Here is a 25,864-nt window from a genome sequence, read left to right on the forward strand (position 1 = left end):
ATTAACACCTATAGACGTAAGTGAGGTAAAGAATTTATGTCAATTCTAATGATGTCTGATTTACTTGCAGACTTATCCGCAGAACAACAACAACTTCTAGCTGGTGGACAAGCTAGAACAGAGGATGATTTAGAGCTTCAAGACAGCGAAGACGATGGTGATCAAGGGTTTATGAATCTACGTTCTGGTACTTACAGAATTAGAAAAACCAGCAGAACTAGAGCCATTGTTCGCATTCAAAAACTTGAACGCGATCGCAGCTAATCTTTGCAATGTATGAAGTCGTGATAGTAGAAGATTAACATAATTTATTTTGATGAATTTCTTCATTCTTCTACTTTCTTCACATGGATTAATTAACTATCCAGAGAACAGATAAGTAAGTGCTAAATATAAGTAATAAACTTTCTGTTCTCTCTTTTTCTAATTGTGAATGATTTTGACTGTATGATGCTGATTCCTGCACAGTTTAACTCAAAATCTTGTTGGCAATTTTGCATCATTTAAAGTGTTTTTGTCTGTCATGGTGATACCTAAAACCCATGTAAATAATTGAGGTAATTATGTCAAATCAAATGATTGCATCTGATTTAATCATGCCATTATCTACAGATGAACAACAGCTTCTATCTGGAGGACAACAACGTAGCTTTGGAGGCGGACGTGACGATGACCGCTTTGACAGAAGATGCTTTAGATTTAGACGGTGTGTCCGGAGATGCTTCCGTTTTTCCTAATCCTAAAAAATCCACAGACTAATTAGTTCAGTAGTCCCAATAAACTGTAATTTCACACCTATATAGGTATTTGTTTTACCTATGTAGGTGTGATTTATTTGAGTTAATTTAAATTGATTTTATTTCGTTATTTACTAATGAATAAAATTGTAAATATTCAAATGAATAAAATTGTAAATATTCAAACGAAAATAAATATCCAAAGACAGATATTACTAGAAATATATTTATGACTGAAGACTAATTTATTTAGTAAATTATCAGTTTATAAATAAAACATAGGTGACTAACACCTAGTAACGTAAGTGAGGTAAATGATCATGTTTATTCCAACAATTACATCCGATTTATTAGTGGATTTATCCACAGATGAACAGCAACTTCTCGCTGGCGGAAAAGGAAAAAAGACCTGTCCTTGCGTTGACTCCGAGGATACATCTCCAACACCACCTGTTGATCAAGCCGGTGGATTAAGTTCGATTCTCTGTTACAGAATAACAGCAACACCATTTTTCCAATGCGGAAACGGTGCAGAACCGGATGATGACATGGAGGAGTAATGTAATTTTTTGAGCTCACTCAATATGACTGGATCGCATTTTGAGCGAGTTTGGCAAGCCTCCTGTGTTCCTTGAACAAGTTAAATCAACGGAACAGAAATATTTTTGCCTAATTGATGCTGTGTTTTAGATGGCTTAACTGAAGAAGTTAGTCATGAATTTACACCTATCAAGAAATTTTTCTTGATAGGTACTACCTAAAATATTTCTACGAAAATGAGGTCAATAACTATGACAAATCAAATTCTTTCATCTGATGTAATTGTAGAATTATCCGCACAAGAACAACAGCAACTAGCCGGTGGAGCCTGCGGTGGTGGTTGGGGTTGTCCTAGTTACGGTTATGGTGGTTATGGTGGTTGGGGCCGTCGTCGCCGTTTCGGTGGTTGGGGTCGCCGTCACCATAAATATGGTAAACATGGTTGTTATTAGAGGTCATTCGCTAAAGCGTATGGCTTAGATAAATCCATGATCACAAGTCTTGATTGTATATCTGCGATAATGCAGATAAAACACATCAGACTTGTTTTTTGCTGTCAATTGATTGGGAATTATGCGTTCAGTTTTCTAGACTCCGATACCCTAACGCGTTCCCAAATCCAGTCTTGTAAAAGCGGGTTGACTAAATCAGGTGCTTCATCTTGAGGACAATGACCTACGCCTTCTAATGGTATAAATTTCAAGACTTGGGGATAATTGGCTAACTCTCTACCTAAATCTACAGGTTCCCACGGGTCGGCTGTTCCCCATAAAATCATTGCCGGACAAGGTAGTTGAGGTAAAAGGTCTTCTGGTAGAGGTCCTTGAGAATAAGAAGTAAATGCTAAGAAGACGGCAAAAGCTCCAGGATCACTGGCTGGTGCTGTGAGAATATCCACCAATTCATCTGTAACTGCGCCAGCGTCAGCATAAGCTTGCAGCAAAATTTTGCGGACTGTTTTTGGTTGAGCAACTTGATTAAAAAAGAACTTGCCTATTGCTTTGACTGATAAGACTCGTTGCAGTACGGGTGCGCCAAAACGACGCGACCAAGGTAAGGTTTCGCGTTTGCGATCGTGCAACAATCGTAAAGAGCAGTTAAGCAAGGAAACACCTAAAGCAATATCTGGGTTACTCACTGCGGCTTGCATGGCTACAATGCAGCCAATCGAATTGCCTACTAAAAATGCCGGTTCACCTACCACTTCACGACAAAAATCTGCTACCTGCTGTCCCCAAGTTTCTAATGTATAGGCGATTTCTGTGTCTGGTTGGGGTTTGGCTGAACTACCAAAACCAATTAAGTCAATGGCATAAACACGACAATTCTGTGCTAACACAGGTATGTTTTTTCGCCAGTGTAGCCAAGAAGCACCAAAGCCATGTACTAAAATAACAGCAGGGCCAGTATTTCCTTGTGTTTGATAGCAAATGGGGAAGCCTTGCCAAATCCAGGTTTTTGTAGAATTAAAGTCAATTTTAGAATTAGTCATGGGAATAAACAAATACCTTAAGAAAAAATCAAAAACCCAGTAGCCAAATAACTTATGATATATATCCTTTCTTATTTTACTTTTAAGGAAAATTTATAAGATAGTTAACCATGCGATCGCATTACACACTCATCAAGACAGCCACATCTCCATATATATACTTCTTTCCTCCCTTGATACATAACTTTTTCAGGACATTAGCCTCAAAAATTTACTTCGTATTAAATTCTTATACTAACGATAGAGATAAATCTAGGATGATTTTTAAATTTTCTCTAAAAGCTACATTTTGTATATTGGCATAAACCCTTCTATGGGATTTTTGCGGAGCTAGGTACAAATTGAAGAGGTCTTTTCCCTACTTCCTATTTCTTACTCCTTGCCTACGCAAGTAACTCGCAAAATCGAAGCGGACTGTTATGGAATACTGGATTAATATGTTAATTAAGTGACTATATTAACTGCATAACTTTTATGAGAGGAACTGTTAATCAGCCTTCACTAGCTCTAGAAAAAACTAGCGATGAATGGCATCAGGTAATGCAACTAACAGGATGGTAATTTCAGTAGTTTTACAATGTACGAGGTTGAAATTTGTTTCTAGGATATATTGAATATTCAGCATCTGCTCAGGGTGATTTGCAACTGCAAAGTGACGCAAAATTCCACCTATGTTTTTGTCGCTAGTGCCTTCCAGTGAACGAAGATGACTAGACTAGAAGTAATTGATACTCCCGTCGGTGGCTATGCACCAGATTTTGAACTGCCAGGAATTGACAATCAAGTACACCATCTCAGTCGTTATTTAGAGAAATTCCGTGCATTAGGTGTCATTTCGATGTGTAACCACTGCCCTTATGTAAATTTATATCTCAACAGATTAAAAGATATTCAAAGGGAATTTATAGCAGACGGATTCACACTGATTGGGATAAATGGCAGTGATAACACCGAGTGTCCGGGGTCAACCTTAGAAAAAATGAAAGTCTTTGCTGAGGCTCACCAGTTGAATTTTCCTTACTTATGGGATTCAACACAAGAAGTGAGTCGTAGCTTTGGCGCTACTAAAACACCGATGGCCTTCCTGATCGATAGTCGTGGTATATTGCGATATAGAGGACAGATTGACAATCATCCTCAAAAGCCATTGTCTACAGGTAAAGACTATCTCAGAAATGCGATCGCAGCTTGGGTTCAAGGTGAAGAAATATCCATAACTGAGACGGAACCAGCAGGCACTTCATTAATTTGGCGCATCTAGACATAGGTAGTCACTCTACTGCTATCTTAAATTGGAGGCAATTGCAACTTTTTTGATAAAGCGTGACTTCATGGGAACGAATTACCGACGGGTTTTACTTAAACTGAGCGGTGAAGCCTTAATGGGCAACATGGGCTATGGTATTGATCCAGAAGTGGTCGAAGAGATAGCACAAGAAGTAGCAGAGGTGATAGCCACTGGCGTTCAAATTGCCATCGTCGTAGGCGGCGGCAATATTTTTCGTGGCGTGAAAGCAGCGTCGGCGGGGATGGATAGAGCAACTGCTGACTACATTGGGATGATTGCCACGGTAATGAATGCTATGACGCTGCAAGATTCGCTAGAACGGATAGGAGTGCAGACGCGGGTACAAACGGCGATCGCCATGCAGGAACTAGCAGAACCATATATTCGCCGTAGAGCCATCCGTCATCTTGAAAAAGGACGGGTGGTTATTTTTGGTGCTGGTTCTGGCAACCCGTTTTTCACCACAGATACTACAGCCGCATTAAGAGCCGCAGAAATTGATGCAGAAGTGATTTTTAAAGCCACCAAGGTAGATGGCATATACGATGCTGACCCCAAAATTAATCCTAACGCTAAACGGTACACCAGTCTCACCTACGCTCATGTTTTAGCGAACGATTTGCGGGTGATGGATAGTACCGCGATCGCCTTGTGCAAAGAAAACAACATCCCCATTCTTGTGTTTGACCTAACAGTGCGAGGCAACATTCGCCGCGCAGTTTTAGGAGAATCTATCGGTACCCTTGTGGGAGGTTCTTGTGAAATTAGATGAAGCTCAAAGTAAAATGCAAAAAACCGTTGAAGCGACTCAACACGCTTTTAATACAATTCGCACTGGTCGCGCCAATGCGAGTTTGTTAGATAAAGTCTCAGTAGAATACTACGGTTCACCCACACCCTTAAAATCTCTGGCCAATATCAGTACGCCAGATGCCACAACCATTCTGATTCAACCCTACGACAAAGGCAGTTTGAGCCTGATTGAGAAGGCGATTTCCATGTCGGATGTTGGTTTAACACCCAGCAACGACGGTTCTGTGATTCGGTTGAATATACCACCCTTAACCAGCGATCGCCGAAAAGAATTTGTCAAACTGGCGGCTAAGTACGCTGAAGAAGGTCGCGTAGGGATTCGCAACATCCGCCGGGATGCCCTAGATTCCATTCGCAAACAAGAGAAAGCCTCAGAACTCTCTGAGGACGAATCCAAAGACCAACAAGATAAACTACAAAAACTGACCAACCAGTACACCACTAAAATCGACGAGTTACTGGCAGAAAAAGAAAAAGACATTACCACTGTCTAGATAGGCGACAGGTTACAGGTTACAGGGAACAGTGTTTTCTGTAATTGATGGACGCGGGAAAGGGCAAAGGGGAAAGGTAAAAGTAACGTGCTTTTTCCCTTGAAACTTTCCCTTTTTTCTGGGTGGCAAGGGGGTGTAGGGGGAGCAGGGGAGCAGGGGAGCAGGGGAGCAGGGGAGCGGAGGAGTTTTTACCCCAATCCCCAATCCCCAATCCCCAGTCCCCAATCCCCAATCCCCAGTCCCCAGTCCCCAATCCCCAATCCCCAGTCCCCAATCCCCAATCCCCAATCCCTCTTTCATTTTGAATTTTCAATTATGTACGACACCATCATTGTTGGTGCTGGGCCAGCAGGCGGAACAGCTGCATATCATTTAGCCAAAACAGGCCGGTCAGTATTAGTTTTAGAAAAGGCATCCCTACCTAGATATAAACCCTGTGGTGGTGGTGTGTCTCCAGCGATCGCTGACTGGTTTGACTTTGACTTTACCCCAGCCATATCTGTCAAAGTAGACTCGATTCGCTTTACCTGGAAATTAGATGATCCAGTAGAAGCAAAAATCGAAACTAAAGAACCAGTCTGGATGGTGCGACGAGATATTTTTGACCATTTTTTAGTGCAGCAAGCACAAAAACATGGTGCGGAACTGCGCGACAACACAGAAGTCACAGGTATTGAATTTCAAAGCGATCGCTGGCAGGTAAATACAGTTAATGGCCCCGTTACAGGGCGCTATCTAATCGCTGCCGATGGTGCTAAGGGACCTATGGCAAAATGGTTAGGCTTTAAAGACCGTAAACGCCGCCTAGCAGGGGCGTTAGAAGCAGAAGTTGCGGCTGATGTGGCAGATAAATCTACAATTCACTTTGAATTTGGTTTAGTAAAAAACGGCTATATCTGGAACTTTCCTAAAGCTGATGGTTATTCAATTGGTGTAGGCACTTTTATTGGTGGTGAACCCCAAGACTTTAAGAAAATTGTGGCTGAGTATGCCCAATCATTTGATGTAGATGTGAAAAATAGTCAGCAATATGGTCATCCTCTTTGCCTATGGGATGGCAATCAAAAGCTGCATACTCAAAATGCTGTTTTGGCTGGTGAAGCTGCTTGCGTAGTTGACCCCATGACAGCAGAAGGTATTCGTCCCTCCATTTTTAGCGGTTTAGTAGCAGCCAGGATGATTGATCAAGCACTGGCTGGTGATATCAATGCTTTAGAACAATACACTGAGATCATTCATGAACAATGGGGTTCAGAAATGGCTTGGGCGCAAAAATTAGCTGGAGCATTTTATCGCTTTCCTGGCATCGGTTATCAAGCTGGTATCAAGCGTCCATCTAGCACAAAAGTCATGGGGCAAGTTTTGTGCGGTGAACTATCTTATAGTCAGGTTGGTGGACGCGCACTTAAGCGTTTAATTCCTGGATTTAGGGGATGAATCAATTCAAAATTCAAAATACCCTACGGGAACGCCAAGGGCGAACAAAATTCAAAATAAATTAGAGTTAATAGTCATTAGTTGGGAGTAATTAATGGCTATTAACTATATTAGACATATCCAGAAACATTGTAGAGACGAGAATCCCTACCCATGGAACGTCTCTACATTCTTTTTTGGAAAACGCATATTTAATTTCTGGAGATGTCTATTGATCAATCTTGCCAAAATTCTCATAAAAATTGAGATGAGAGATTTACTTCTAACGATGCTGATAGTCTCAAGAGACGTTTGCTAACGTGGTGATATAGGGGTTAGCTAGGCAAGTAGAGGTATAAGATGGCTAATTTAAATCTTCGTCGCCCCCAAAATGTCAACGGCGATTTTTATGTAGATAGTACCTGTATTGATTGTGATACTTGTCGCTGGATGACTCCGGAAGTATTTTATCGTGTTGATGAACAATCGGCAGTGTATCATCAACCAACGAACGAAGTAGAAAGAATAGCTGCACTTCAAGCCCTTTTAGCTTGTCCTACTAGCTCAATTGGCACCGTTGAAAAGCCCAAAGATATCAAAATTATTCAACAAAGTTTTCCCATTATAGTAGACGAAAACGTTTATCATTGCGGCTATCATTCGGAAAAATCCTATGGTGCGGCTAGCTATTTAATTCAACGTGCAGAAGGAAATATATTGGTGGATTCTCCCCGGTTTGCGCCACCTTTAGTCAAGCAGATAGAAGCAATGGGGGGAATTCGTTATATGTATTTAAGCCATCAAGATGATGTGGCAGATCATCAGAAATTTGCTGAACATTTTCAGTGCGATCGCATTCTTCATGCTGATGATATTTCTGCGGGTACTCACAATGTAGAAATACAGTTAACGGGTTCGGAAGCATTTGTGTTGCAGCCAGATTTATTAATTATTCCCGTTCCTGGCCATACCAAAGGACACACAGTTTTACTTTACAAAAATAAGTTTCTGTTTACAGGTGATCATCTCGCTTGGTCAGAAAGGTTGCATCAGTTGGCTGCATTCCGTGATTACTGCTGGTATTCCTGGACAGAACAGATTAAATCGATGCGTCAGTTGGCTAATTACACCTTTGAGTGGGTGTTACCAGGACACGGGCGGAGATTCCACGCTGATGTTGATACCATGCGTCAGCAGATGCACAAGTGTATTGAGTTAATGGAATCCCCAGAGAGTTAATAAGTAATCAGGTGCCACCAAGAAATAGTTAGTGCTAAGTGTTCAAACTTGTGACTTTACAGATGCAATTTTAATAAATCCTCAAGATACGGCGAATTTAGGTTTTAAAGATGGTGGTAAAGTAATTCTCAAGAATCAATTAGGTGAGTTGTCAGGACGAATTTATACAGCACCAATTCCAGCAGGTAACTTGCAAGTCCATTGGACGGAAGGTAATGTCCTTCTAGACAAGAGCAAGCGATCGCTTAAAGGTATACCCAATATAGTGCTGTAGTTCGCCTGGAAAAACAAGCCTAATATATTACAACCACATCAAAAATTATGCTGGGTGCGATCGCAGGTGACATCATTGGTTCAGTCTATGAAGGCAAAAGTATTAAAACTAAAAATTTTCCCCTATTTGATAGACAAAGCCGCTTCACTGACGACACAGTATTAACAGTAGCGGTAGCAGATGTCATTCTTCATACTGAACCAGTTCCCCCAAGTAGTAAATACATTGATCAATTCAAGTGGTACTACAGTTGTTACCAGTATGCGGGGTACGGTCGTAATTTTAGCAACTGGGCTAAATCTCATCATCGCCAACCATACAACAGCTTTGGCAACGGTGCAGCCATGCGCGTTAGTCCTATTGGTTTTGCCTTCGATGACTTAGAGACTGTATTACAACAAGCCCAACGCAGCGCAGAAGTTACCCATAACCATCCTGAAGGCATCAAAGGCGCACAAGCCACAGCTGCCGCTATTTTTCTGGCTCGTACAGGTCATGATCAAGCCGGGATTAAGTCTTATATTCAGGCTACTTTTGGTTATAACCTAGAACGCACCTTAGAGGAAATTCGCCCCACATATCAATATGATGCAACTTGTTCGGGTTCTGTCCCCCAAGCAATTATCGCTTTTCTAGAATCAACCAATTTTGAAGATGCCATTCGCAATGCCATTTCCATTGGTGGCGATAGCGATACCATTGCTTGTATTACAGGAGGTATTGCTCAAGCATATTATGGCAGCGTCCCCAAAGCGATCGCAGAACACACCTTATCTCATCTCGATGAACACCTACATAACATTACAGAGAAGTTTTTGTATAAATATTGTTTATAGAAAATGGGCATTGGGCATTGGATTTTTCCCTCTGCTCCCCTGCTCTCCCTTATCTGCCCCACTCCCTAAGAGAAATGAAACCATCGGGAAAGATTTTGGAGTGGCTTAGTTTTATTTTTCCCGTCTCCTGGACTATTGCCTATTGCCTTCTAACTCACCCTTTTGTAGCATTATCCACCCCATGACAACCAGCAACGCACCCAACGCCAAAAAACCTAGATCCCAAGCTAATTGATTTGGCCCTGGTTTCACATGATGGATACCCAAAATTTCATGATCAACAAGAAAGGCAGGAGGCAGAGGGCAGAAGGCTTTTATGTTTACCTTCTGTCTGATGCACAAGCCTTCTGGCGACCGGAAGGAAGCAAGGGTTTGAGTCCCCCACTGAAATGTTCTCTACGAGACGCTGCGCGAATGATTCAGTGGTACTTATTTGGTGGGGGATTCAGACCCCCACCAAATTCTTTCCTTCTGCCTCCTGCCTCCTGCCTTCTGCCTTCTTTTCAATCTTCAGTTGATCACTTCCTGCCCACATCTACAGGCATTATAGAAATATATATAAAAGAGAAATTTCAAATGACCATTTACTTTTATAAAGTTTGGCAGCCCTATGGCTGTTTTTCTAACTTTTCTCCTCACTACATTGAAATCCAGGGGACTTACTGGTCAACGGTAGAGCATTACTATCAAGCACAAAAGTTTGTTGGTAGCGTAGATGCAGTCATCATCCCCCTGATCAGGGCGGCTCAAACCCCAGAAGAAGCAGCAGCTTTAGGACGATGTAGCAGCCGCCAATTGCGACCAGATTGGGATGTAGTCAAAACCCAAGTCATGCGAGAAGCAGTCTTTACAAAGTTTCTCACTCATGCCGATATCAGAGAAATTTTGCTGAGTACAGGCAATGAAGTTTTAGTAGAGAATTCACCGACTGATTATTTTTGGGGTTGTGGGACAGATAAAACTGGACAAAACCATCTCGGTAAGATTCTCATGAGTGTACGGGAAGATATACGTCAGCTACAGCCATTGTCAGTGAAATTACGGGACAGGCAATAGGCAATAGGGGTGTAGGGGTGGTGACTTTGATGGAATTTGGGGTTTTTAATTCATATTATCTTTGATATATTGCAATGTTTATACTTGCTTTTAAGCGTTAATAATAAGTGTATAAAAATTAAAGCATACGTTTTGATGAATTGCTTCTGCCAAGATAATCAACAATTCATTATGAAAAAATATGCAATTAAATAACTTACTTAAATGCAACTGATAAAAAGGCTAATTCATGAAGCTGAAGAGGTTTCATAGAGAGTATTTCAGGTAAAATTACTCAATTTTTGATTACTTGTAATTAATGTTTAGTCCTATCTCTGTTTTTACTCAATATCAAAATATTTTAAAAATGTCTAATTTAGATATTTCTACTGAATTCATAGCAATTTTAATAAGTTAAACTTCAATCAAGTCTTAATAAAGTTTTTAAAATTATCTACGTGCAGAATCTAGCTAAACAGATAGTAATTACCATTCAGTTTAGGTGCTACAAAACATTTGCTCATGTGTAGGTGTGCTAGGTAATGACATTTACTGATCAACCAGATAGTTTGCCGCCAGTTTTCGAGCAAGAAAGTTTATGGCATCGGATCACCAACCGGATGAGGCGATCGCTCGAACTTCATGAAATCTTAGCAGCCACAGTTGCAGAAATTCGCAGCTTTTTGGCTACAGATCGGGTAATGGTATATCGATTTGATCGCGATGGTAGCGGTGAAGTCATCGCCGAATCGATTCATCAACAGCGTCTACCATCTTTATTGGGTTTACATTTCCCTGCTGATGATATCCCACCAGCAGCAAGAGAAATGTTTCTCTTGACTCGCCAACGCTCAATCGTGGATGTGTTGAGCGGGCAGATTGGATTATCGTCACTACAATCACCGACAACAGCCAAACCCCGATTAAATGAGAATCTTTACTATAGGCAAGTAGACCCATGTCACTTACAATACTTGCAAGCAATGGGTGTGCAGTCCTCGTTGGTAGTGCCGATTGTCTTGTGTGATTTGCAACAACCATCAACTCAGCCCGAACTATGGGGATTGTTGGTATCACACCACAGTCAACCACGGACAATTTTAAGGCGGGAACTGAAATTAGTTCAGCAAATTACTGATCAATTAGCGATCGCGATCGCGCAAAGCAACCTACTCGCCGCAACTCGTGCTAAACAACAGCGCGAAGTCATGATTAACCAAGTCAGTACCCTGCTACACAAACAATCTCACATCAAATTACTACCAGCTTTAGAATTAACTATTCATGCTTTAGGTGGCATAGGTGGCAGATTGTATCTGGAAAAAGCTCAAGAAATTTATACCTGGGGTGAACAGCCACTGATAACTGACACATCAGCCAACATAGAACAGCATCCTGTATGGCGTAACTGGATAGCTGAGTCTCAACCGGGTAATGTTTGGGCAATTGCTGATCTTGATCAAGATGCTCGGTTGCGGTTGTTAGGTGCGGCGTTTGAATCCACACGCATTCGGGGAATGTTGATTATATCCCTACATTATCGCCACGAATTAATCGGAGTGATCAGCATTTTTCGCCCGGAATTTGACACAGAAATTCTTTGGGCTGGTAGATGTGAACAGAATCAACGACAACGGCTACCGCAACTTTCCTTTGAGGTGTGGCGGGAACAAAAACAAGGACAAGCACCCCAATGGAGCGAAGAAGACATTTCTTTAGCTCAAGCCATAGCATCTGACTTTGCGATCGCTATTCAACAGCGACAAACTAACCAACAAATACAAGCACTCAACACTGACTTACAACGTCAAGTTCAAGAACAAACCGCCGAATTAGAGAAATCATTCTTAATTACCAAGGTACTCAAGCAAGTAACCGAGCAGATGCGTAGTACCTTGGATTTTAAAACTACTCTACAAACCATTGTCAGACAGGTGCGCTCCCTATTAAATTCTGATCGAGTAGTGATTTACCAAATGTTGGATGAGTTTGATGGTGAGGTAGTTGTAGAAGAAGTAAATGGTAATTGGGTTTCGGTTTTAGGCTTGAAAATGCCCTTGGGATGCTTTCCTGATCAGTATGCACATCTTTACCGCCAGGGTAGAGTCAGAACAATCCACAATGTGATGACAGAATCTCTTAGTGCTTGTCATCAAGAGTTTTTGCAAAGCTTACAAGTACAAGCTAACTTGATTGTTCCCATCAATATGGGTAAACAACTCTGGGGATTACTAATTGCTCATCAGTGTGATGCACCTAGACATTGGCAAGATGTAGAGATTGATCTGTTACAACAATTAGCAGATCAAGCGGCGATCGCCATTTATCAAGCACAACTTTACGAACAAAGTCGTCTAGCTGAAGTTGAAGCCAAAGCTAAAGCCTCACAGTTAGAACAGGCTTTGCTACAACTCCAAGAAACCCAAACAAAATTGATTCAGCATGAAAAAATGTCCAGCTTGGGGCAGTTAGTCGCCGGTGTAGCCCATGAAATTAACAACCCTGTCAGCTTTATCCACGGCAACCTCTGCCATGCCAGCGAATACACCCAACAATTATTAAAACTTTTAATCCTCTATCAAACATACTATCCTCTGCCCCATAGTGAAATTTCCCAAGCATTGGCAGAACTAGATTTAGATTTTGTAGTTGAAGATTTACCTAAAATTATCTCTTCTATGCAGGTGGGTGCCGATCGCATCCGCTCTATAGTTTTGTCATTACGTAATTTTTCTCGTCTAGATGAGGCTGAAAATAAATTTGTTGACATCCATGAAGGTATTAACAACACCTTATTGATTTTGCAACATCGACTCAAACCCAATGGTCATTTTTCTGGCATTGAAGTAATCAAAGACTATGGCGACTTGCCATTGATAGAATGCTATGCCGGACAGATGAATCAAGTCTTCATGAATGTAATTGCTAATGCCATTGATGCCCTAGAAGCGCAAGCACCACAAAACCAAGACATTACACCAAGAATTTGCATTTCTACACAATTTTCCCTAGATAAATCCCGTCTTTTGATTCGCATTGCTGATAATGGTTCAGGAATGACAGAGGAGGTAAAAAGGCGCATTTTTGACCCATTTTTCACTACTAAGTCAGTTGGTAAGGGGACAGGATTAGGATTGGCTATTAGTTATCAAATTGTGGTGGAAAAACATGGTGGAGTAATGGACTGTATCTCTGAACTCGGTCAAGGTACAGAGTTTTGGATTGAGATCCCTATTAAACTGGCTAGGAGAGACAATGCTGCCATAAAATCACCTGCTGACCTCAAAGCGGGATTATGAGTCATACAGCAGTCGCCATATAAATTCTATCACCTGTCACCTAAATAGAGCTAAGAACCCCGATTTGCTCAATAAACCGGGGTTCTAAAAACCCAAACTATGGTAAATAATTCTCTGGGTATAAAGATATGATCATCTTCACCCAATAATGGTGATTAAGAGGGCAATTTATTCTGAATACTGCTGACACAAAAATTAATGTGAGAACGAATCGCACGTTCATAAATTACAGTTTGATGTGTGCGTACCCCAATAGGCTGATATACCAAGTTAATTTCTGGAAACTCACACCAATACATCAAAAAAACATCTTTGGCTGGAGTAATAATCTCATAATTATTCTCTTGTCTTTTCTTTTTGACCTTACAATTATTTAGCTTCAATTTTTCTCTAAATAGTTGTTCAAAAACCGGAATTAACTGTGAATCATTTTCCATTGTTTATCACGTTTAAACTTAATTATTTAGGTAAAATTATATTTACCGTTGAGTAGGCGACTGTAGTTGTAAGCTGTACAGGTTGGGTATCGAATAACATTTCGAGTCATAAATCAAATTATACCTTAGTAACTCAAAAAAAACAGTCATATTTTGCGTTGCACTGAATAGCAGTAAAATTATCCCAAATAAGTTAACCTTATCTAAAAATTCTTCCTCAAAATAAGTTAATCTAAAGCTAATCTATAACTGCCAACACGGACTTCGGCAATAATTTATCTTTAAACCAAATAATCCTCGCTGGCACATTATCTAACTTAATTCCTGCCTTTTCTAAATTTAACCTCTCAGAAATAGCCAAAATCAAATTATCACAACCAGAACGCCGCACCTGGGAAAACTTCTTTTGTAAATATTCTGGCCGCCAATAGCCAACAATTTCTAATAAAAATTCTCTGCCATCAGGATGCACTAAGCGAAAGTCGGGAATCATCACACTACCAGGAATGGGAATTAAATCTACTTCTCGCTCTAATATCCAGTCTGTTTTGAGAGCATCCCATTTATCAGCAAAGGATGCTTCTAGCATACTATCGTAGGGCTTACCTTTGGAATAGTGAGATACTAAACCACATTCCGAATTGAGGGTAAATCTGCCTGTTCTCCAAGTATCTGTGTAGACATCACGGGTTTGTAATGTGGCGGCTAGACTCCATTTAGTCACATGAAGTAAGGCGGGAATGAGTTTGGCGATCGCTAACCCATAACGTGTACTAGGATTAAATAAACTCGTCGGCCCATCTACTGTAATTGTAAAGCCGTGATCAGCGTCACCCTCGATATAAGCCATTAATTGAAATAACTTTAGATAGCGAAATAATAGTTTATATTCCCCTGGAACATTGCGATGAGCATTTAAAACTAATTGACTAGCTTTATAAAATATACCCTGCACTTGCGATAAGTTATAGCGATTAATTATATCAACTCCTGTAGGTGCATCAAAATTAGTCAAGATTTTATTTTCAGCCAAGTCAGCGTAGATACCATCACGAACTTGCTCAGGTAAGACTTCTTTTTCTAATTCTTGCGTTAATTCATCAGCAATTTTTACCAAAGTCATTTGAGTTGATTCTCGACTAGGGGCAGATTTTGCCGCCAAAGAAAACACCCTTTCTCTTAACATCGGTGGTTCTAAGGGACTGACAACTTCAAATGTGCAGAAATTGCTTTTAATAATATAAGCTAACCCCCGCTTGACTCGATAATCTGTGGCATCACCTTCTAAATCTAAAAGTTGCCGCTCAAGTTCACCTTGAGTTTTACCTAATGTTGACTGAAAACAATTAATTAAATCATTGACTAATTCTAAATTCTTAGTATCAATCTTCAGTCTTTTGGGAATTATTTCTTCTCCGTTTAGGCGATGACTTAGTAGTTCTGTTGGTAGCATTTCCCTGGTTATGTTTCTCGGATGAATTATCAACTACATAATTGATTTCTAATTGTTCCGCAGCTTTCGCTATATTTGGCTGATTACTGCCATAAACAACCTTTAAATTCCCTTTCCTCTCCTCTCCCCGTCGCCGAGCGGAAGTATTTTCTTCACTGGTATCTTCTGCTATCACTTCGTAGAGAATCGCCTGTTTATTTTGAATATTGCCCTTACGTAACACTCTCCCCAAACGTTGAATATATTCTCTAGTTGAGCCAGTGCCAGATAAAATAATGGCTACAGAAGCCGCCGGGACATCTACACCTTCGTTCAACACATGGGAAGCAACCAAAGTATTATATTCCCCTTCTCGAAAATTAGTTAATATTTCGTGGCGTTCTTTGACTGGTGTTTGATGGGTAATTGCGGGAATTAATAAATCTTGAGAAATTTTATAAACCGTGGCATTATCAGCAGTAAAAATTAACACTCGTTCCGGGTAATGTTTGGCGAGTAAACTAGCTAAAATTCGCAATTTACCATCAGTCCCCAAGGCGATTTCTTTGGCTTGACGATGGGCTAACATAGCTTTTCGTCCAGCTTGCGATCGCGCACTCATCTGCACAAACATCTGCCAGCCTTGGATACTCCCCAAGGAAATCTTTGCTTGGCGCAAAAAATCATTGCGAATTTGAATTAACTCGTTGTATTTTTCCCGTTCATGTGGTGATAACTTCACCTTAATTTGCACAATTTCATGTTCAGCTAAAGTCTTACCTGCCAAATCTTCCGCGCGTTTGCGATAGACTTCTGGGCCAATTAAGATATTTAAGTCTGCGTGTTTGCCATCGGTGCGTTCTGGTGTCGCTGATAATCCTAAACGATAGGGTGCGATCGCATATTCAGCTATCACCCTGTTAAAATCTGTGGGTAAGTGATGGCACTCATCAAAGACAATCAAAGCATATTGATTACCCAACGCTTCGGCATGAATGGCGGCACTATCGTAAGTCGCTACCAAAATCGGTGACTTATCCCGCGAACCACCTCCTAGTAATCCCACCTCCGCATCAGGAAACGCCGATACTAAATGTGCATACCACTGGTGCATTAAATCCAACGTTGGCACAACAATTAAGGTTGTGCGCGGTGTCGCTTGCATCGCCATCTGCGCCAAATAAGTCTTTCCCGCCGCCGTCGGTAGCACTACCACACCTTGTCTTCCCGCCAGTTTCCAAGCTGCTAACGCCTCTGTTTGGTGGGGGTAGGGTTCCATTTCCAAACTCGCCACCAAATCCACCGCAAAAAATTCCTTCGCCTCATCAATAAAATCAACAGCTTCTGCTTGCAGTGCTTCCACCACAGCCCGGTATCTAATCGCTGGAATGCGGAACTTCTCTACTCGATCATCCCATGTAGCATAATCCATCCAAGCTTTACCGCGTGGTGGGGGATGTAAAATTAATGTGCCGCGATCAAAAGTTAATGTCGGAATACGAACCATTGAGAGTTTGATTGGTTGGGGATTGGGGATTGGGGATTGGGGATTGGGGACTGGGAAGATATTCTATTTCTAGAACTCCATCGCCGATAAGTTGATAGCTAGTCCCTTGATTACTAATAGCGCAAAAAGGGCATAATTCTTCTGCAAATTTCTATCAATTACTTAGTGAATGAATATTCAGGGCTGAAAATTAGATGATGCTGATTTCATCAGGAGCATCATTATGTATGAAATTGGAATCAGGAAGATAAGAAGAGAATTAAATCACTTTTTACTCAGCATTCTTTAAATGTAGTAGGGAAATAGTTTTAATTACCAGTCTCTAATCTCTAATTATTCTCATTTAAGACCAACAAAAATCATAATTCAGGATATTGACACACTTTTGTGATATAAATGTTGCTTATAACTTTAACACCAATACTTACAATTTCTAGCTATTACTACTTTAGATAGATTTACACGTCAAAATAATATTTACAGATTTTTTAGAGACAAAATAGGTGTGGAATGAACGCATTTTCTAGAAAATTTTGGGAATAATGCTTTAGCTGGAGGCATCAAAGGAGAAGACACCTTGAAAGGAATACGCCCTAGGTTTGCACCCTACGCTGTGGCATTTTTAGCTGTTAGTAGTGCTTTACTGCTAACACTATTACTTAAGCCACTACTGACACCAACTATTTTTCTCATGTTTTTTGCGGCCATAGCTGTCAGTGCCTGGTATGGTGGCTTCAAACCAGGGTTAGTGGCTACAGGTTTGTCTATTCTGGGGATCAGCTACTTTTTCCTTGAACCAGTTTTCTCATTACATATTGCTGATTTAGATGGCAAGGTGCGTCTAGGTTTATTCCTGTTAGTGGCTACACTGATTAACTGGTTACACACAGAAGTACGCACTTCTAAACAGCGTCTAGAAGTGGCTATGCAGCAGCTAAAAGCTAGTGAAGCACGTTTTAAAAGGTTAGCGGAAGCCAATATTATTGGTGTGATTGTTGCTGATATTAACGGTGCAATTGTTGAGGCAAACGACACTTTTTTAACAATGGTAGGCTACACACAGGAGGAGCTGCTAGCCGAGCGAGTTAATTGGCGACAGATGACAGCACCAGAGTATTTGGAAATGAGCGATCGCGCCATTGCAGAACTTCAAACTACAGGTGTGTGCCAGCATTTAGACTCGGAATACCTTCGTAAAGATGGCAGTCGTGTTCCCGTGCTTCTAGGTTTAGCTTTGTTAGAACCCAATCAAGAACAGGTGATTGGCTTTGTGCTAGACATGAGCCAACGAGTCTTAGCAGAAAAAGCACTCAAAGACAGCGAAAAGCGTTTTCGCAGGCTAGCAGAATCAAATATTGTTGGTGTAATTTTCGGTAACTTAAACGGTGGTATTCACTACGCCAACGATTATTTTCTCAAAATGGTTGGCTATACCCCAGCAGAATTAAGCTCAGGGAAAATGTGCTGGCAAGCCATGACACCACCAGAATACACAGACTTAGATAACTACGCCATAGCGGAATTATTAAAGCATGGAGTTGCTACTCCTTTTGAAAAAGAATATATCCGCCAAGATGGTAGTCGTGTACCTATCATCGTCGGTGTTGCTTTGTTGCCAGAACCTTTCCATTCTCAACAGGAGTTTGTGGCGTTCTGTCTAGAATTAAGCGAACAAAAACGGGTAGAAGCTGCCTTGCGTCAAAGAGAAGATGAACTGCGACTAATTACCAATGCTGTACCTGTGTTAATTTCCTATGTTGATGCCGAGCAACGGTTTCGCTTTAACAATCAAAGATATGAAGAATGGTTTGGGCTGACTGCCGCACAAACTTATGGTAAACATATTCAAGAAATTCTGAGTGAGTCGGTTTATCAATCAATTAGCCCATATTTAGAAGCAGTATTTTTGGGAGAGCAAGTAACGTTTGAAGTCTCATTACCCCATCAAGATGGCACCAATCATATTGCTAACGCTACTTACGTTCCCCAGTTCGATGAAAACAACAAAGTTAAAGGGTTTGTTGCCCTGATCACAGATATTACCAAGCAAAAACTTGCAGAAAAAGCTCTCAAAGATAGTGAAGAAAGACTGCGGACACTAACAGAAAAGGTGCGGGTGATTCCGTGGGAAGTGGATGCTACTAATGGTAATTTTACCTATGTCGGCCCCCAAAGTGTCGAAATCCTCGGTTATCCGGCAACAGACTGGTACTCTGATAATTTTTGGGAAGAACACATCCACCCAGAAGATCGGGAATGGGCTGTTAAATATTGCCAAGAATCATCACTAACACTAGATAACTACGAATTTGAGTATAGAATGCTGGCGGCTGATGGTAAAGTTGTGTGGCTGTACGACATTGTGAATGTGGTTCGGGATGGCAAAGAACCACGATTATTGCATGGGTTTATGATCGATATTAGCGAACAGCAAGCTGCACTTCGTGAACTCAAACAAGCAGAGCAAGAACGCGAAGAATTACTAGAACGTGAACAAGCAGCACGCACCGCCGCCGAATCTGCTAACCGCTTGAAAGATGAGTTCCTCGCTACACTCTCCCACGAACTCCGCACCCCTCTCAACACTATGGTAGGTTGGACACAACTACTCACAAGGCGTAGATTGGATGAAACTACCACTGCTCAAGCCCTAGAGACAATCAACCGCAACACCAATTCTCTAGCTCAACTCATTAAGGATATTTTGGATATGTCCCAAATTATTCGGGGCAAACTCCGTCTAAATATCCAGCCAGTAGAATTAATCCCCATCGTGGAAGCAGCAATTGATACAGTCAGACCAGCCGCCGATGCTAAAGAAATTTGTCTAGAGTGGCAATTCGACCCCACTGTAGGGGTAGTTATGGGTGATGCCAATCGCCTCCAACAATTAGTGTGGAATTTACTGGGCAATGCAGTTAAATTTACACCCATAGGTGGCAGTGTAAGTTTACAACTGAATCGCTTGGATTCCTACATAGAAATTCGGGTAAGTGATACAGGGGTAGGAATTGCTCCGGAATTTCTGCCCCATGTATTTGAGCGTTTTCGTCAAGCAGATAGCTCCACCACGCGATCGCATGGGGGGTTAGGATTAGGATTAGCCATTGTCCGCCACTTAGTAGAACTGCACGGGGGTACAGTTTACGCTAATAGTTCTGGCATCGGACAGGGAACAACCTTTACTGTCAATCTCCCGATGAAAGCCCTGGCTCATACCGAGTGGCAGTCAAAGATCGTAACTTCTGGTGGGAGTAGGGAGTAGGGATTGGGGATTGGGGCGGCAGGGGAGAAAAACTCATGACTAATACCCACTCAGCAGTTCCAGACAATAGCTATATTTTGAATACAACTTAGATACAAAATAACTATGACTTTTGATTATGACCTATTTGTTATTGGTGGTGGTTCTGGCGGTTTGGCAGCTTCCAAACGGGCAGCTAGCTATGGAGCAAAAGTAGCGATCGCAGAAACCGATCTAGTTGGTGGAACTTGTGTAATTCGCGGTTGTGTGCCGAAAAAACTCATGGTTTATGGCTCTCACTTCCTATCTCTATTTGAAGATGCCGCAGGTTACGGTTGGACAGTAGATCATCCCCGTTTGGACTGGGAGCATTTCATTACATCCATCGACAAGGAAGTCCGACGACTTTCACAACTGCACATCAGTCTTTTAGAAAAAGCAGGGGTAGAACTGATCCCTGGTTATGCTACCTTACTAGATCCCCACACCATAGAAATTAATGACCGTAAAATTACAGCTGATAAAATTTTAATTGCTGTTGGTGGTAGACCAAGCAAACCAGATTTACCAGGGATGGAATACGGCATTACCTCCAACGAAATGTTCCATTTAAAAACACAACCAAAACACATCGCCATCATTGGTGCTGGTTATATCGGTACAGAATTTGCGGGCATCATGCGCGGTTTGGGATCTGAGGTAACACATATTGTCCGTAATCACCTCATTTTGCAAGGATTTGATCAAGACATCCGCACAGATATTCAAGCAGGGATGAGCAATCACGGTATTAAAATTGTCCCCAATACTGAGGTGACAGCCATTGAAAAACTGCCAGAAGGTTTGCGGTTAAAGTTATCTGGAGAACATGAAGAAGCAGTAATTGCCGATGTCTGCTTGGTGGCTACAGGCCGATATCCCAATGTAGAAGGACTCGGTTTACAAAACGCTGGGGTTGATGTTGTTCCTAGTTCCGTAGAAGAACCGGGATACTGCACTACCTGCGCGATCGCTGTGAATGAATATAGTCAAACCAATCAACCCAATATCTTTGCTGTCGGCGATGTTACTGATCGCTTAAACCTAACCCCCGTAGCCATTGGCGAAGGACGCGCTTTTGCTGATAGTGAATTTGGCAACCAGCGCCGCCAATTCAGTCATGAAACCGTGCCGACAGCCATATTCTCCACCCCACAAGCAGCTACAGTTGGCATGACTGAAACTCAAGCACGGGAAAAACTCGGTGACGCAGTAACCATTTATCGCACCCGCTTCCGTCCCATGTACCACAGCTTGACAGGTAAACAAGAGCGCATAATGATGAAATTGGTAGTAGATGCCAACACCGACAAGGTTCTAGGCGCTCACATGGTGGGCGAAGATGCCGCCGAAATTATCCAAGGTGTAGCGATCGCTGTCAAAATGGGCGCAACCAAACAAGACTTTGATGCTACTGTCGGGATTCATCCCTCCGCCGCCGAAGAATTTGTGACTATGCGATAGTCAATAGGCAATAGGCAATAGGCAATAGTCAAAACAATTAGTTCATGTCTATCCATTACATTTACCTACATGGTTTTGCTTCCAGTCCGAAGTCTGCCAAAGCACAAGATATTAGCGATCGCTTTGCTCAATTTCAGATCCCATTAACAATTCCTGATCTCAATGCTGGGGAATTCTCCCAATTGACAATCACTCGTCAAATTCAACAAGTAACAACAGCATTTCCTGATGATTCTGCTCCAGTAACGCTGATTGGCTCAAGCTTGGGTGGGTTGACTGCTGCTCACTTAGGACAGCAATATTTAAAAGTAGAACGCTTAATATTACTAGCCCCAGCTTTTGGTTTTTTATCTCATTGGTTGCCCAAGTTAGGCAATGAAGCAGTACAGCGTTGGCAACAAGAAAAGCAGATCATGGTTCACCACTATGGCGAAGGGCGATCGCTACCTTTAAGTTACAATTTCGTGACAGATGCAGATCAATATCAAGAAGCACTCCTACAACGTCCCATCCCCACCTTAATTTTGCATGGCAAACAAGATGAAGTCATCCCCATTACCGCCAGTCAAGATTTCCAGCGATCGCGCCCTTGGGTAAATTTAGTCGAACTCGACAGCGATCACTCCCTAGGTAATGTCACCGAAGAAATTTGGCAAGCCATCCACCATTTCTGTCAGTTACCCGGAAGCGGTAGAATGATAGACTCTCACAGTGATTAGGAGATGAGGAAGCAGAGGAGCAGGGGAGCAGAGGAGCAGGGGAGAATGACTATTGCCCATTGCCTATTGCCTATTGCCCATTGCCTATTGCCTATTGCCTATTGCCTATTAACTATTGACTAAAACTATGCTTTCTTTTATACGTTCAGATTTAGCCCAATTTAACGCTTATAAACCACACCCCAGTAGTGATACATCTGCCGCAGTACCAGCGCAGTTGGATCGCCTGGATACTAATGAAAGTCCTTACGATTTGCCATCTGAGTTAAAACAAAAGTTGGCTTGGACTTATCAACAGGTGATAGAAACCAATCGTTACCCCGATGGTGGACATGAGTCACTGAAAAATGCGATCGCTCAATACGTTAATGAGTCGGCTGGTATTTCGTCGCTATTTACGGCTGACAATATATCTGTGGGTAATGGTTCCGATGAATTAATTCGTTCTCTATTAATTGCCACCTGTTTAAAAGGGGAAGGCTCAATTCTGGTTGCCAATCCTACTTTTTCCATGTATGGGATTTTGGCACAAACTTTGGGTATTCCCGTAGTGACAGTTTCTAGAAATCCCCACAACTTTGAAATTAACTTAACAGAGGCTCAGTCTGCGATCGCACAAACTCAAAATCCTCCCATTCGGGTAGTGTTTGTTGTTCATCCCAATTCCCCCACAGCTAATCCCTTAACTCCTGATGAGTTAACTTGGTTAAGCAGTCTCAGTGAGGAGATTTTGGTGGTAATTGACGAAGCTTACTTTGAATTTAGTCAAACAACTTTAGTTAGTGAGTTAGCACAGCGTCCCAATTGGGTAATTCTACGTACCTTTTCCAAAGCTTTCCGGTTAGCCGCTATGCGCGTTGGTTATGCCATAGCTCATCCTGAAGCGATCGCTATCTTAGAAAAAGTCCGCTTACCCTACAATCTCCCTAGTTTCTCAATTGCATCTGCATTAGTTGCTTTACAAAATCGTCAACTGTTGCTGGATTCAATTCCTCAAACATTGAATGAGCGCACCAAACTAATTGCAGCTTTATCGCCACACCCAGCATTACAAGTTGCCGATAGTTCTGCTAACTTTATTTTCGTGCGTCTCCAAACCAGTAACTCTCACTCACCAGACAATACTTTAAATAATCTTCATCAACAACTCAAAAGCCAAGGCACTCTTGTACGTGCAATTAGTGGCGGATTACGAATAACTATTGGTACACCTGAAGAAAATTTACGCACACTTAACCGCATACAAGCAGCTTTAACAATTCAATAGCCAATACCCAATGCCCATTTTCAATCTACATTGCTACCCCAACGGCGCACCATACCAACCGTTTGAGGTAGCACTCCCACCAATAAAGCAAAGGCAATATTAGGTATATTCGCAACCATTTCTGATGGAAAATATTGCTCAAACTGATCCAAAATCTTCTGCACGCGATGCTGAGGAACAGGATCTTCTGTAATCTGTTTAATTAACCTAATCCACTGTCGCCTAATTAAGAAAGCTTTCTGACGCTCTTCATAAGTTTCAGGTGTCAGTAAAGACAAGTTTCCTATTGGAATTACCCATTGACAATCACAATCATAATCTCCCCCAACTGATGCTCCTGGCCCAGCAAATTCTGCATGGTAGCGTTTAAAGAGTATGAGACCATTCCGCCTACGACTATTGACAATAAAAACTTTTCCACTATGCAAACGTGTCAGAACATCTGAGCCATATGATTGCTCAGTTCCATTCGGCACTACAAAACTTTCAAGGCGACTTGTGTCAGAGAAGTAAGTTGATACCATAGTAACTTGATAGCGGCGGAGTTTTTCGCTATCCATGTTTGCTCAAACTTTTGAATAAATTGAGTAGATTTGCTGTTTTCAGGTGGAAAATTTCTATTAAATCCACCCCACTTTTTGATTTTTCTTAGTAAGAAGAATCTTTTAGTCAGTTGTAACTAAGATATAAATCAACAGATGTGATTCAATCGTTGAGTGATCACATTCTATTTGATTTAAATGAATTTGTCTTCAAATTAAACTCAAATTTTCTTAAAGTTTCTATAAAGATGAATATCTGAAATGATAAGTTATTATAAGGATTGAAATGTTTTTCAACGTAAATTTACTGATACTACCATTATAGTTTAGCTTTTATATTTTGAGACATTTGAGAGAATTTAGATTACAAATGCTGCACATATCATGTTCACACCAACATAATATTTTGCCATGAAATTTTTAAAATACCAGCCTTAATGATTTATAAAAATTGAGTATATAGAACTCAGTAATAGCAAAATTCATGATATCCGTTGCCGCTTATTGAGGTGATATCACATTGCTGGTACCTATTGTCAACTCAGGGGATAGCACGAATCTAGCTATGTACTGCATATTTTAGAAACACCCATCTTATTTAGCCAAATTAGTAAGGTATTGTGCTGATTTGTTTACCTGAAAAACTGCACATACAATTTTCGGTTGAATATATGCCTGTAGATTTCGTTGATGCGTGAGTTACCAAAAATCATCATCATGCAAGTTTTCATCGATCATACACAACTAGCTGCTTCAAAAACTTTGCCAAAGAAAATTTAGATAGTTGAATCTTGCTTCAGGTGTTTATGCAATAAAATCTGCCGAGAGTTTTTCAGCCCAAAGAAATTCCAATTAGATTCTACTTTGTGTACCTGATATCCCAGTTTGAAATATAGCTGTCGTGCTTGATAATTATTTTCTAAAACATGAAGATACAAGTCGTGAAACCCCCAATCCTGTGATACCTGTTCACAGCCAACAAGTAATTTTGATGCTATCCCATGCCTACGATATTGGGGGTGAACTGCTAAATTCGAGAGGTAGAGGAAATTCCTGCTCACCTGTGTGCCGGAATTGCTGAAACGCGCACCTATTTCTACAGTACCCACTAATTCTTGAGTGCCATTAGCAGTAGTGTGGACAGCCACCAAACAACTGTGATGGGGTGCTAAAGATGATAGGCGATGTCTAATATCTTCGTAAATACCCAAACGGAGCAGAGGAAAAGCCCATCGCCATAAACCATCCTGAGAGTGAAAGCTTTCTGCAATAATTTGGGCAATACCAGTCAAATCAGCAACTGTCGCACTACGAACTTGGAGTTGGTAGAAACCTGCCTCCGACGAAGCAGTGACTTTTTTGTTTTGTAATGGGTCAAAGAACCAATTTGTCAAGGCTAGTTTAGTATTAATATTTTGCAATGAAAATTTTCTCAAATATCCTAAAACAATGGACAAACTATGGAAAAATCAAGATTAGATTGTAAAATTTAACAAATTAAAGGTCTAGTAACTTAAAAAACTGCTTGAGTTGTAAGCTTTTGCATAGCTAAGACTTTCAACATTACAAGTTACCAGTTAAAGTCCAAAAACTAGAAAATTATTATTCTTTTATAACCATAAAACCAGCGATCGCCTGCTGACGGTAGTATGACTACAATAAACAACGATAACACCACCAAAACCAATAAATTAGTTTAATATAACGAAAAATGCCTATCTAAAGAAAAGTAAAACACATAATTAAGAGC

23 protein-coding genes and 1 pseudogene are annotated in these 25,864 nt (G+C 41.1%); 17 read left to right on the forward strand and 7 right to left on the reverse strand.

Features of this window, described 5'->3' with window-relative positions; translation table 11 throughout:
• Positions 1–36 precede the first annotated feature (36 nt).
• From NOS7524_RS26560 to NOS7524_RS26570, 4 genes are all read left to right on the forward strand, one after another.
• A complete protein-coding gene (locus tag NOS7524_RS26560) occupies positions 37–264 on the forward strand; it encodes a hypothetical protein (protein ID WP_015141575.1) in 228 nt (75 codons plus the stop codon).
• 299 nt (positions 265–563) lie between these two features.
• Positions 564–737, forward strand: a complete 174-nt coding sequence (locus tag NOS7524_RS30305) for a hypothetical protein (RefSeq protein WP_171815400.1) — start codon at positions 564–566, stop codon at positions 735–737.
• A 320-nt stretch (positions 738–1,057) separates the two neighbouring features.
• Positions 1,058–1,297 carry a hypothetical protein gene (locus tag NOS7524_RS26565; protein ID WP_015141577.1) on the forward strand — a complete coding sequence of 80 codons (240 nt, stop codon included), beginning with the start codon at positions 1,058–1,060 and terminating at the stop codon, positions 1,295–1,297.
• 231 nt (positions 1,298–1,528) lie between these two features.
• Positions 1,529–1,729 (forward strand): hypothetical protein, encoded by a 201-nt coding sequence (locus NOS7524_RS26570; protein WP_015141578.1) that lies wholly within the window; start codon positions 1,529–1,531, stop codon positions 1,727–1,729.
• 119 nt (positions 1,730–1,848) lie between these two features.
• Here the strand turns inward: NOS7524_RS26570 and NOS7524_RS26575 are convergent, their stop codons facing one another.
• Complete coding sequence (locus NOS7524_RS26575; RefSeq protein ID WP_015141579.1) at positions 1,849–2,769, reverse strand: alpha/beta fold hydrolase; 921 nt, start codon at positions 2,767–2,769, stop codon at positions 1,849–1,851.
• 706 nt (positions 2,770–3,475) lie between these two features.
• On the opposite strand from NOS7524_RS26575, the gene NOS7524_RS26580 reads away from it, so the two are divergent.
• The 7 genes from NOS7524_RS26580 (at position 3,476) to NOS7524_RS26610 (ending at position 9,129) form a co-directional block, all read left to right on the forward strand.
• Positions 3,476–4,030, forward strand: a complete 555-nt coding sequence (locus NOS7524_RS26580; RefSeq protein WP_015141580.1) for a thioredoxin family protein — start codon at positions 3,476–3,478, stop codon at positions 4,028–4,030.
• A gap of 70 nt (positions 4,031–4,100) precedes the next feature.
• Complete coding sequence (gene pyrH / locus NOS7524_RS26585; RefSeq protein WP_015141581.1) at positions 4,101–4,829, forward strand: UMP kinase; 729 nt, start codon at positions 4,101–4,103, stop codon at positions 4,827–4,829.
• Positions 4,816–5,364, forward strand: a complete 549-nt coding sequence (gene frr, locus NOS7524_RS26590; RefSeq protein ID WP_015141582.1) for a ribosome recycling factor — start codon at positions 4,816–4,818, stop codon at positions 5,362–5,364. The genes pyrH and frr overlap by 14 nt, the downstream gene beginning before the upstream one ends.
• 315 nt (positions 5,365–5,679) lie before the next feature.
• Entirely contained in the window at positions 5,680–6,801 is a 1,122-nt protein-coding gene (locus tag NOS7524_RS26595) for a geranylgeranyl reductase family protein (protein ID WP_015141583.1), read from the forward strand.
• 339 nt (positions 6,802–7,140) lie between these two features.
• Positions 7,141–8,019, forward strand: a complete 879-nt coding sequence (locus tag NOS7524_RS26600; protein ID WP_015141584.1) for an MBL fold metallo-hydrolase — start codon at positions 7,141–7,143, stop codon at positions 8,017–8,019.
• A 31-nt stretch (positions 8,020–8,050) separates the two neighbouring features.
• A complete protein-coding gene (locus NOS7524_RS26605) occupies positions 8,051–8,293 on the forward strand; it encodes a hypothetical protein (protein WP_041555460.1) in 243 nt (80 codons plus the stop codon).
• Positions 8,294–8,340: 47 nt separating this feature from the next.
• Positions 8,341–9,129: an ADP-ribosylglycohydrolase family protein gene (locus NOS7524_RS26610; protein WP_015141585.1), complete on the forward strand. Its 789-nt coding sequence runs from the start codon at positions 8,341–8,343 to the stop codon at positions 9,127–9,129.
• Positions 9,130–9,261: 132 nt separating this feature from the next.
• On the opposite strand, the pseudogene NOS7524_RS26615 reads toward NOS7524_RS26610, so the two are convergent.
• Positions 9,262–9,414, reverse strand: a pseudogene (locus tag NOS7524_RS26615) (DUF2243 domain-containing protein); the annotation flags it as partial.
• 291 nt (positions 9,415–9,705) lie between these two features.
• On the opposite strand from NOS7524_RS26615, the gene NOS7524_RS26620 reads away from it, so the two are divergent.
• Both NOS7524_RS26620 and NOS7524_RS26625 read left to right on the forward strand, forming a co-directional pair.
• On the forward strand, positions 9,706–10,185 hold the full coding sequence (locus tag NOS7524_RS26620) for an NADAR family protein (protein WP_041555462.1): 480 nt from the start codon (positions 9,706–9,708) through the stop codon (positions 10,183–10,185).
• A 521-nt stretch (positions 10,186–10,706) separates the two neighbouring features.
• A complete protein-coding gene (locus NOS7524_RS26625) occupies positions 10,707–13,463 on the forward strand; it encodes a GAF domain-containing sensor histidine kinase (RefSeq protein WP_015141587.1) in 2,757 nt (918 codons plus the stop codon).
• 155 nt (positions 13,464–13,618) lie between these two features.
• Here NOS7524_RS26625 and NOS7524_RS26630 read toward each other — a convergent pair whose 3' ends face one another.
• From NOS7524_RS26630 to NOS7524_RS26640, 3 genes are all read right to left on the reverse strand, one after another.
• Positions 13,619–13,900 (reverse strand): hypothetical protein, encoded by a 282-nt coding sequence (locus NOS7524_RS26630; protein ID WP_015141588.1) that lies wholly within the window; start codon positions 13,898–13,900, stop codon positions 13,619–13,621.
• A 238-nt stretch (positions 13,901–14,138) separates the two neighbouring features.
• Positions 14,139–15,353 carry a DUF790 family protein gene (locus tag NOS7524_RS26635; protein ID WP_015141589.1) on the reverse strand — a complete coding sequence of 405 codons (1,215 nt, stop codon included), beginning with the start codon at positions 15,351–15,353 and terminating at the stop codon, positions 14,139–14,141.
• Positions 15,283–16,839: a DEAD/DEAH box helicase family protein gene (locus tag NOS7524_RS26640; protein ID WP_015141590.1), complete on the reverse strand. Its 1,557-nt coding sequence runs from the start codon at positions 16,837–16,839 to the stop codon at positions 15,283–15,285. Before NOS7524_RS26640 ends, NOS7524_RS26635 begins: the two co-directional genes overlap by 71 nt.
• A 577-nt stretch (positions 16,840–17,416) precedes the next feature.
• Here NOS7524_RS26640 and NOS7524_RS26645 point away from each other — a divergent pair.
• The 4 genes from NOS7524_RS26645 (at position 17,417) to NOS7524_RS26660 (ending at position 23,572) form a co-directional block, all read left to right on the forward strand.
• Positions 17,417–20,104, forward strand: a complete 2,688-nt coding sequence (locus NOS7524_RS26645; RefSeq protein WP_015141591.1) for a PAS domain-containing sensor histidine kinase — start codon at positions 17,417–17,419, stop codon at positions 20,102–20,104.
• A 105-nt stretch (positions 20,105–20,209) separates the two neighbouring features.
• Positions 20,210–21,586 carry a glutathione-disulfide reductase gene (gene gor / locus NOS7524_RS26650; protein WP_015141592.1) on the forward strand — a complete coding sequence of 459 codons (1,377 nt, stop codon included), beginning with the start codon at positions 20,210–20,212 and terminating at the stop codon, positions 21,584–21,586.
• Positions 21,587–21,630: 44 nt separating this feature from the next.
• Positions 21,631–22,305 (forward strand): YqiA/YcfP family alpha/beta fold hydrolase, encoded by a 675-nt coding sequence (locus NOS7524_RS26655; RefSeq protein WP_015141593.1) that lies wholly within the window; start codon positions 21,631–21,633, stop codon positions 22,303–22,305.
• 127 nt (positions 22,306–22,432) lie between these two features.
• Positions 22,433–23,572, forward strand: coding sequence for a histidinol-phosphate transaminase (locus tag NOS7524_RS26660; RefSeq protein WP_015141594.1), 1,140 nt, complete (start codon positions 22,433–22,435; stop codon positions 23,570–23,572).
• Between the two features lie 20 nt (positions 23,573–23,592).
• On the opposite strand, the gene NOS7524_RS26665 is transcribed toward NOS7524_RS26660, so the two are convergent.
• Positions 23,593–24,132 carry a hypothetical protein gene (locus tag NOS7524_RS26665; RefSeq protein ID WP_015141595.1) on the reverse strand — a complete coding sequence of 180 codons (540 nt, stop codon included), beginning with the start codon at positions 24,130–24,132 and terminating at the stop codon, positions 23,593–23,595.
• A gap of 758 nt (positions 24,133–24,890) precedes the next feature.
• Entirely contained in the window at positions 24,891–25,508 is a 618-nt protein-coding gene (locus tag NOS7524_RS26670) for a GNAT family N-acetyltransferase (RefSeq protein ID WP_041555980.1), read from the reverse strand.
• Positions 25,509–25,864: the final 356 nt, after the last annotated feature.

The sequence above is a fragment of the Nostoc sp. PCC 7524 genome, from assembly GCF_000316645.1.
Lineage (GTDB): Bacteria > Cyanobacteriota > Cyanobacteriia > Cyanobacteriales > Nostocaceae > Trichormus.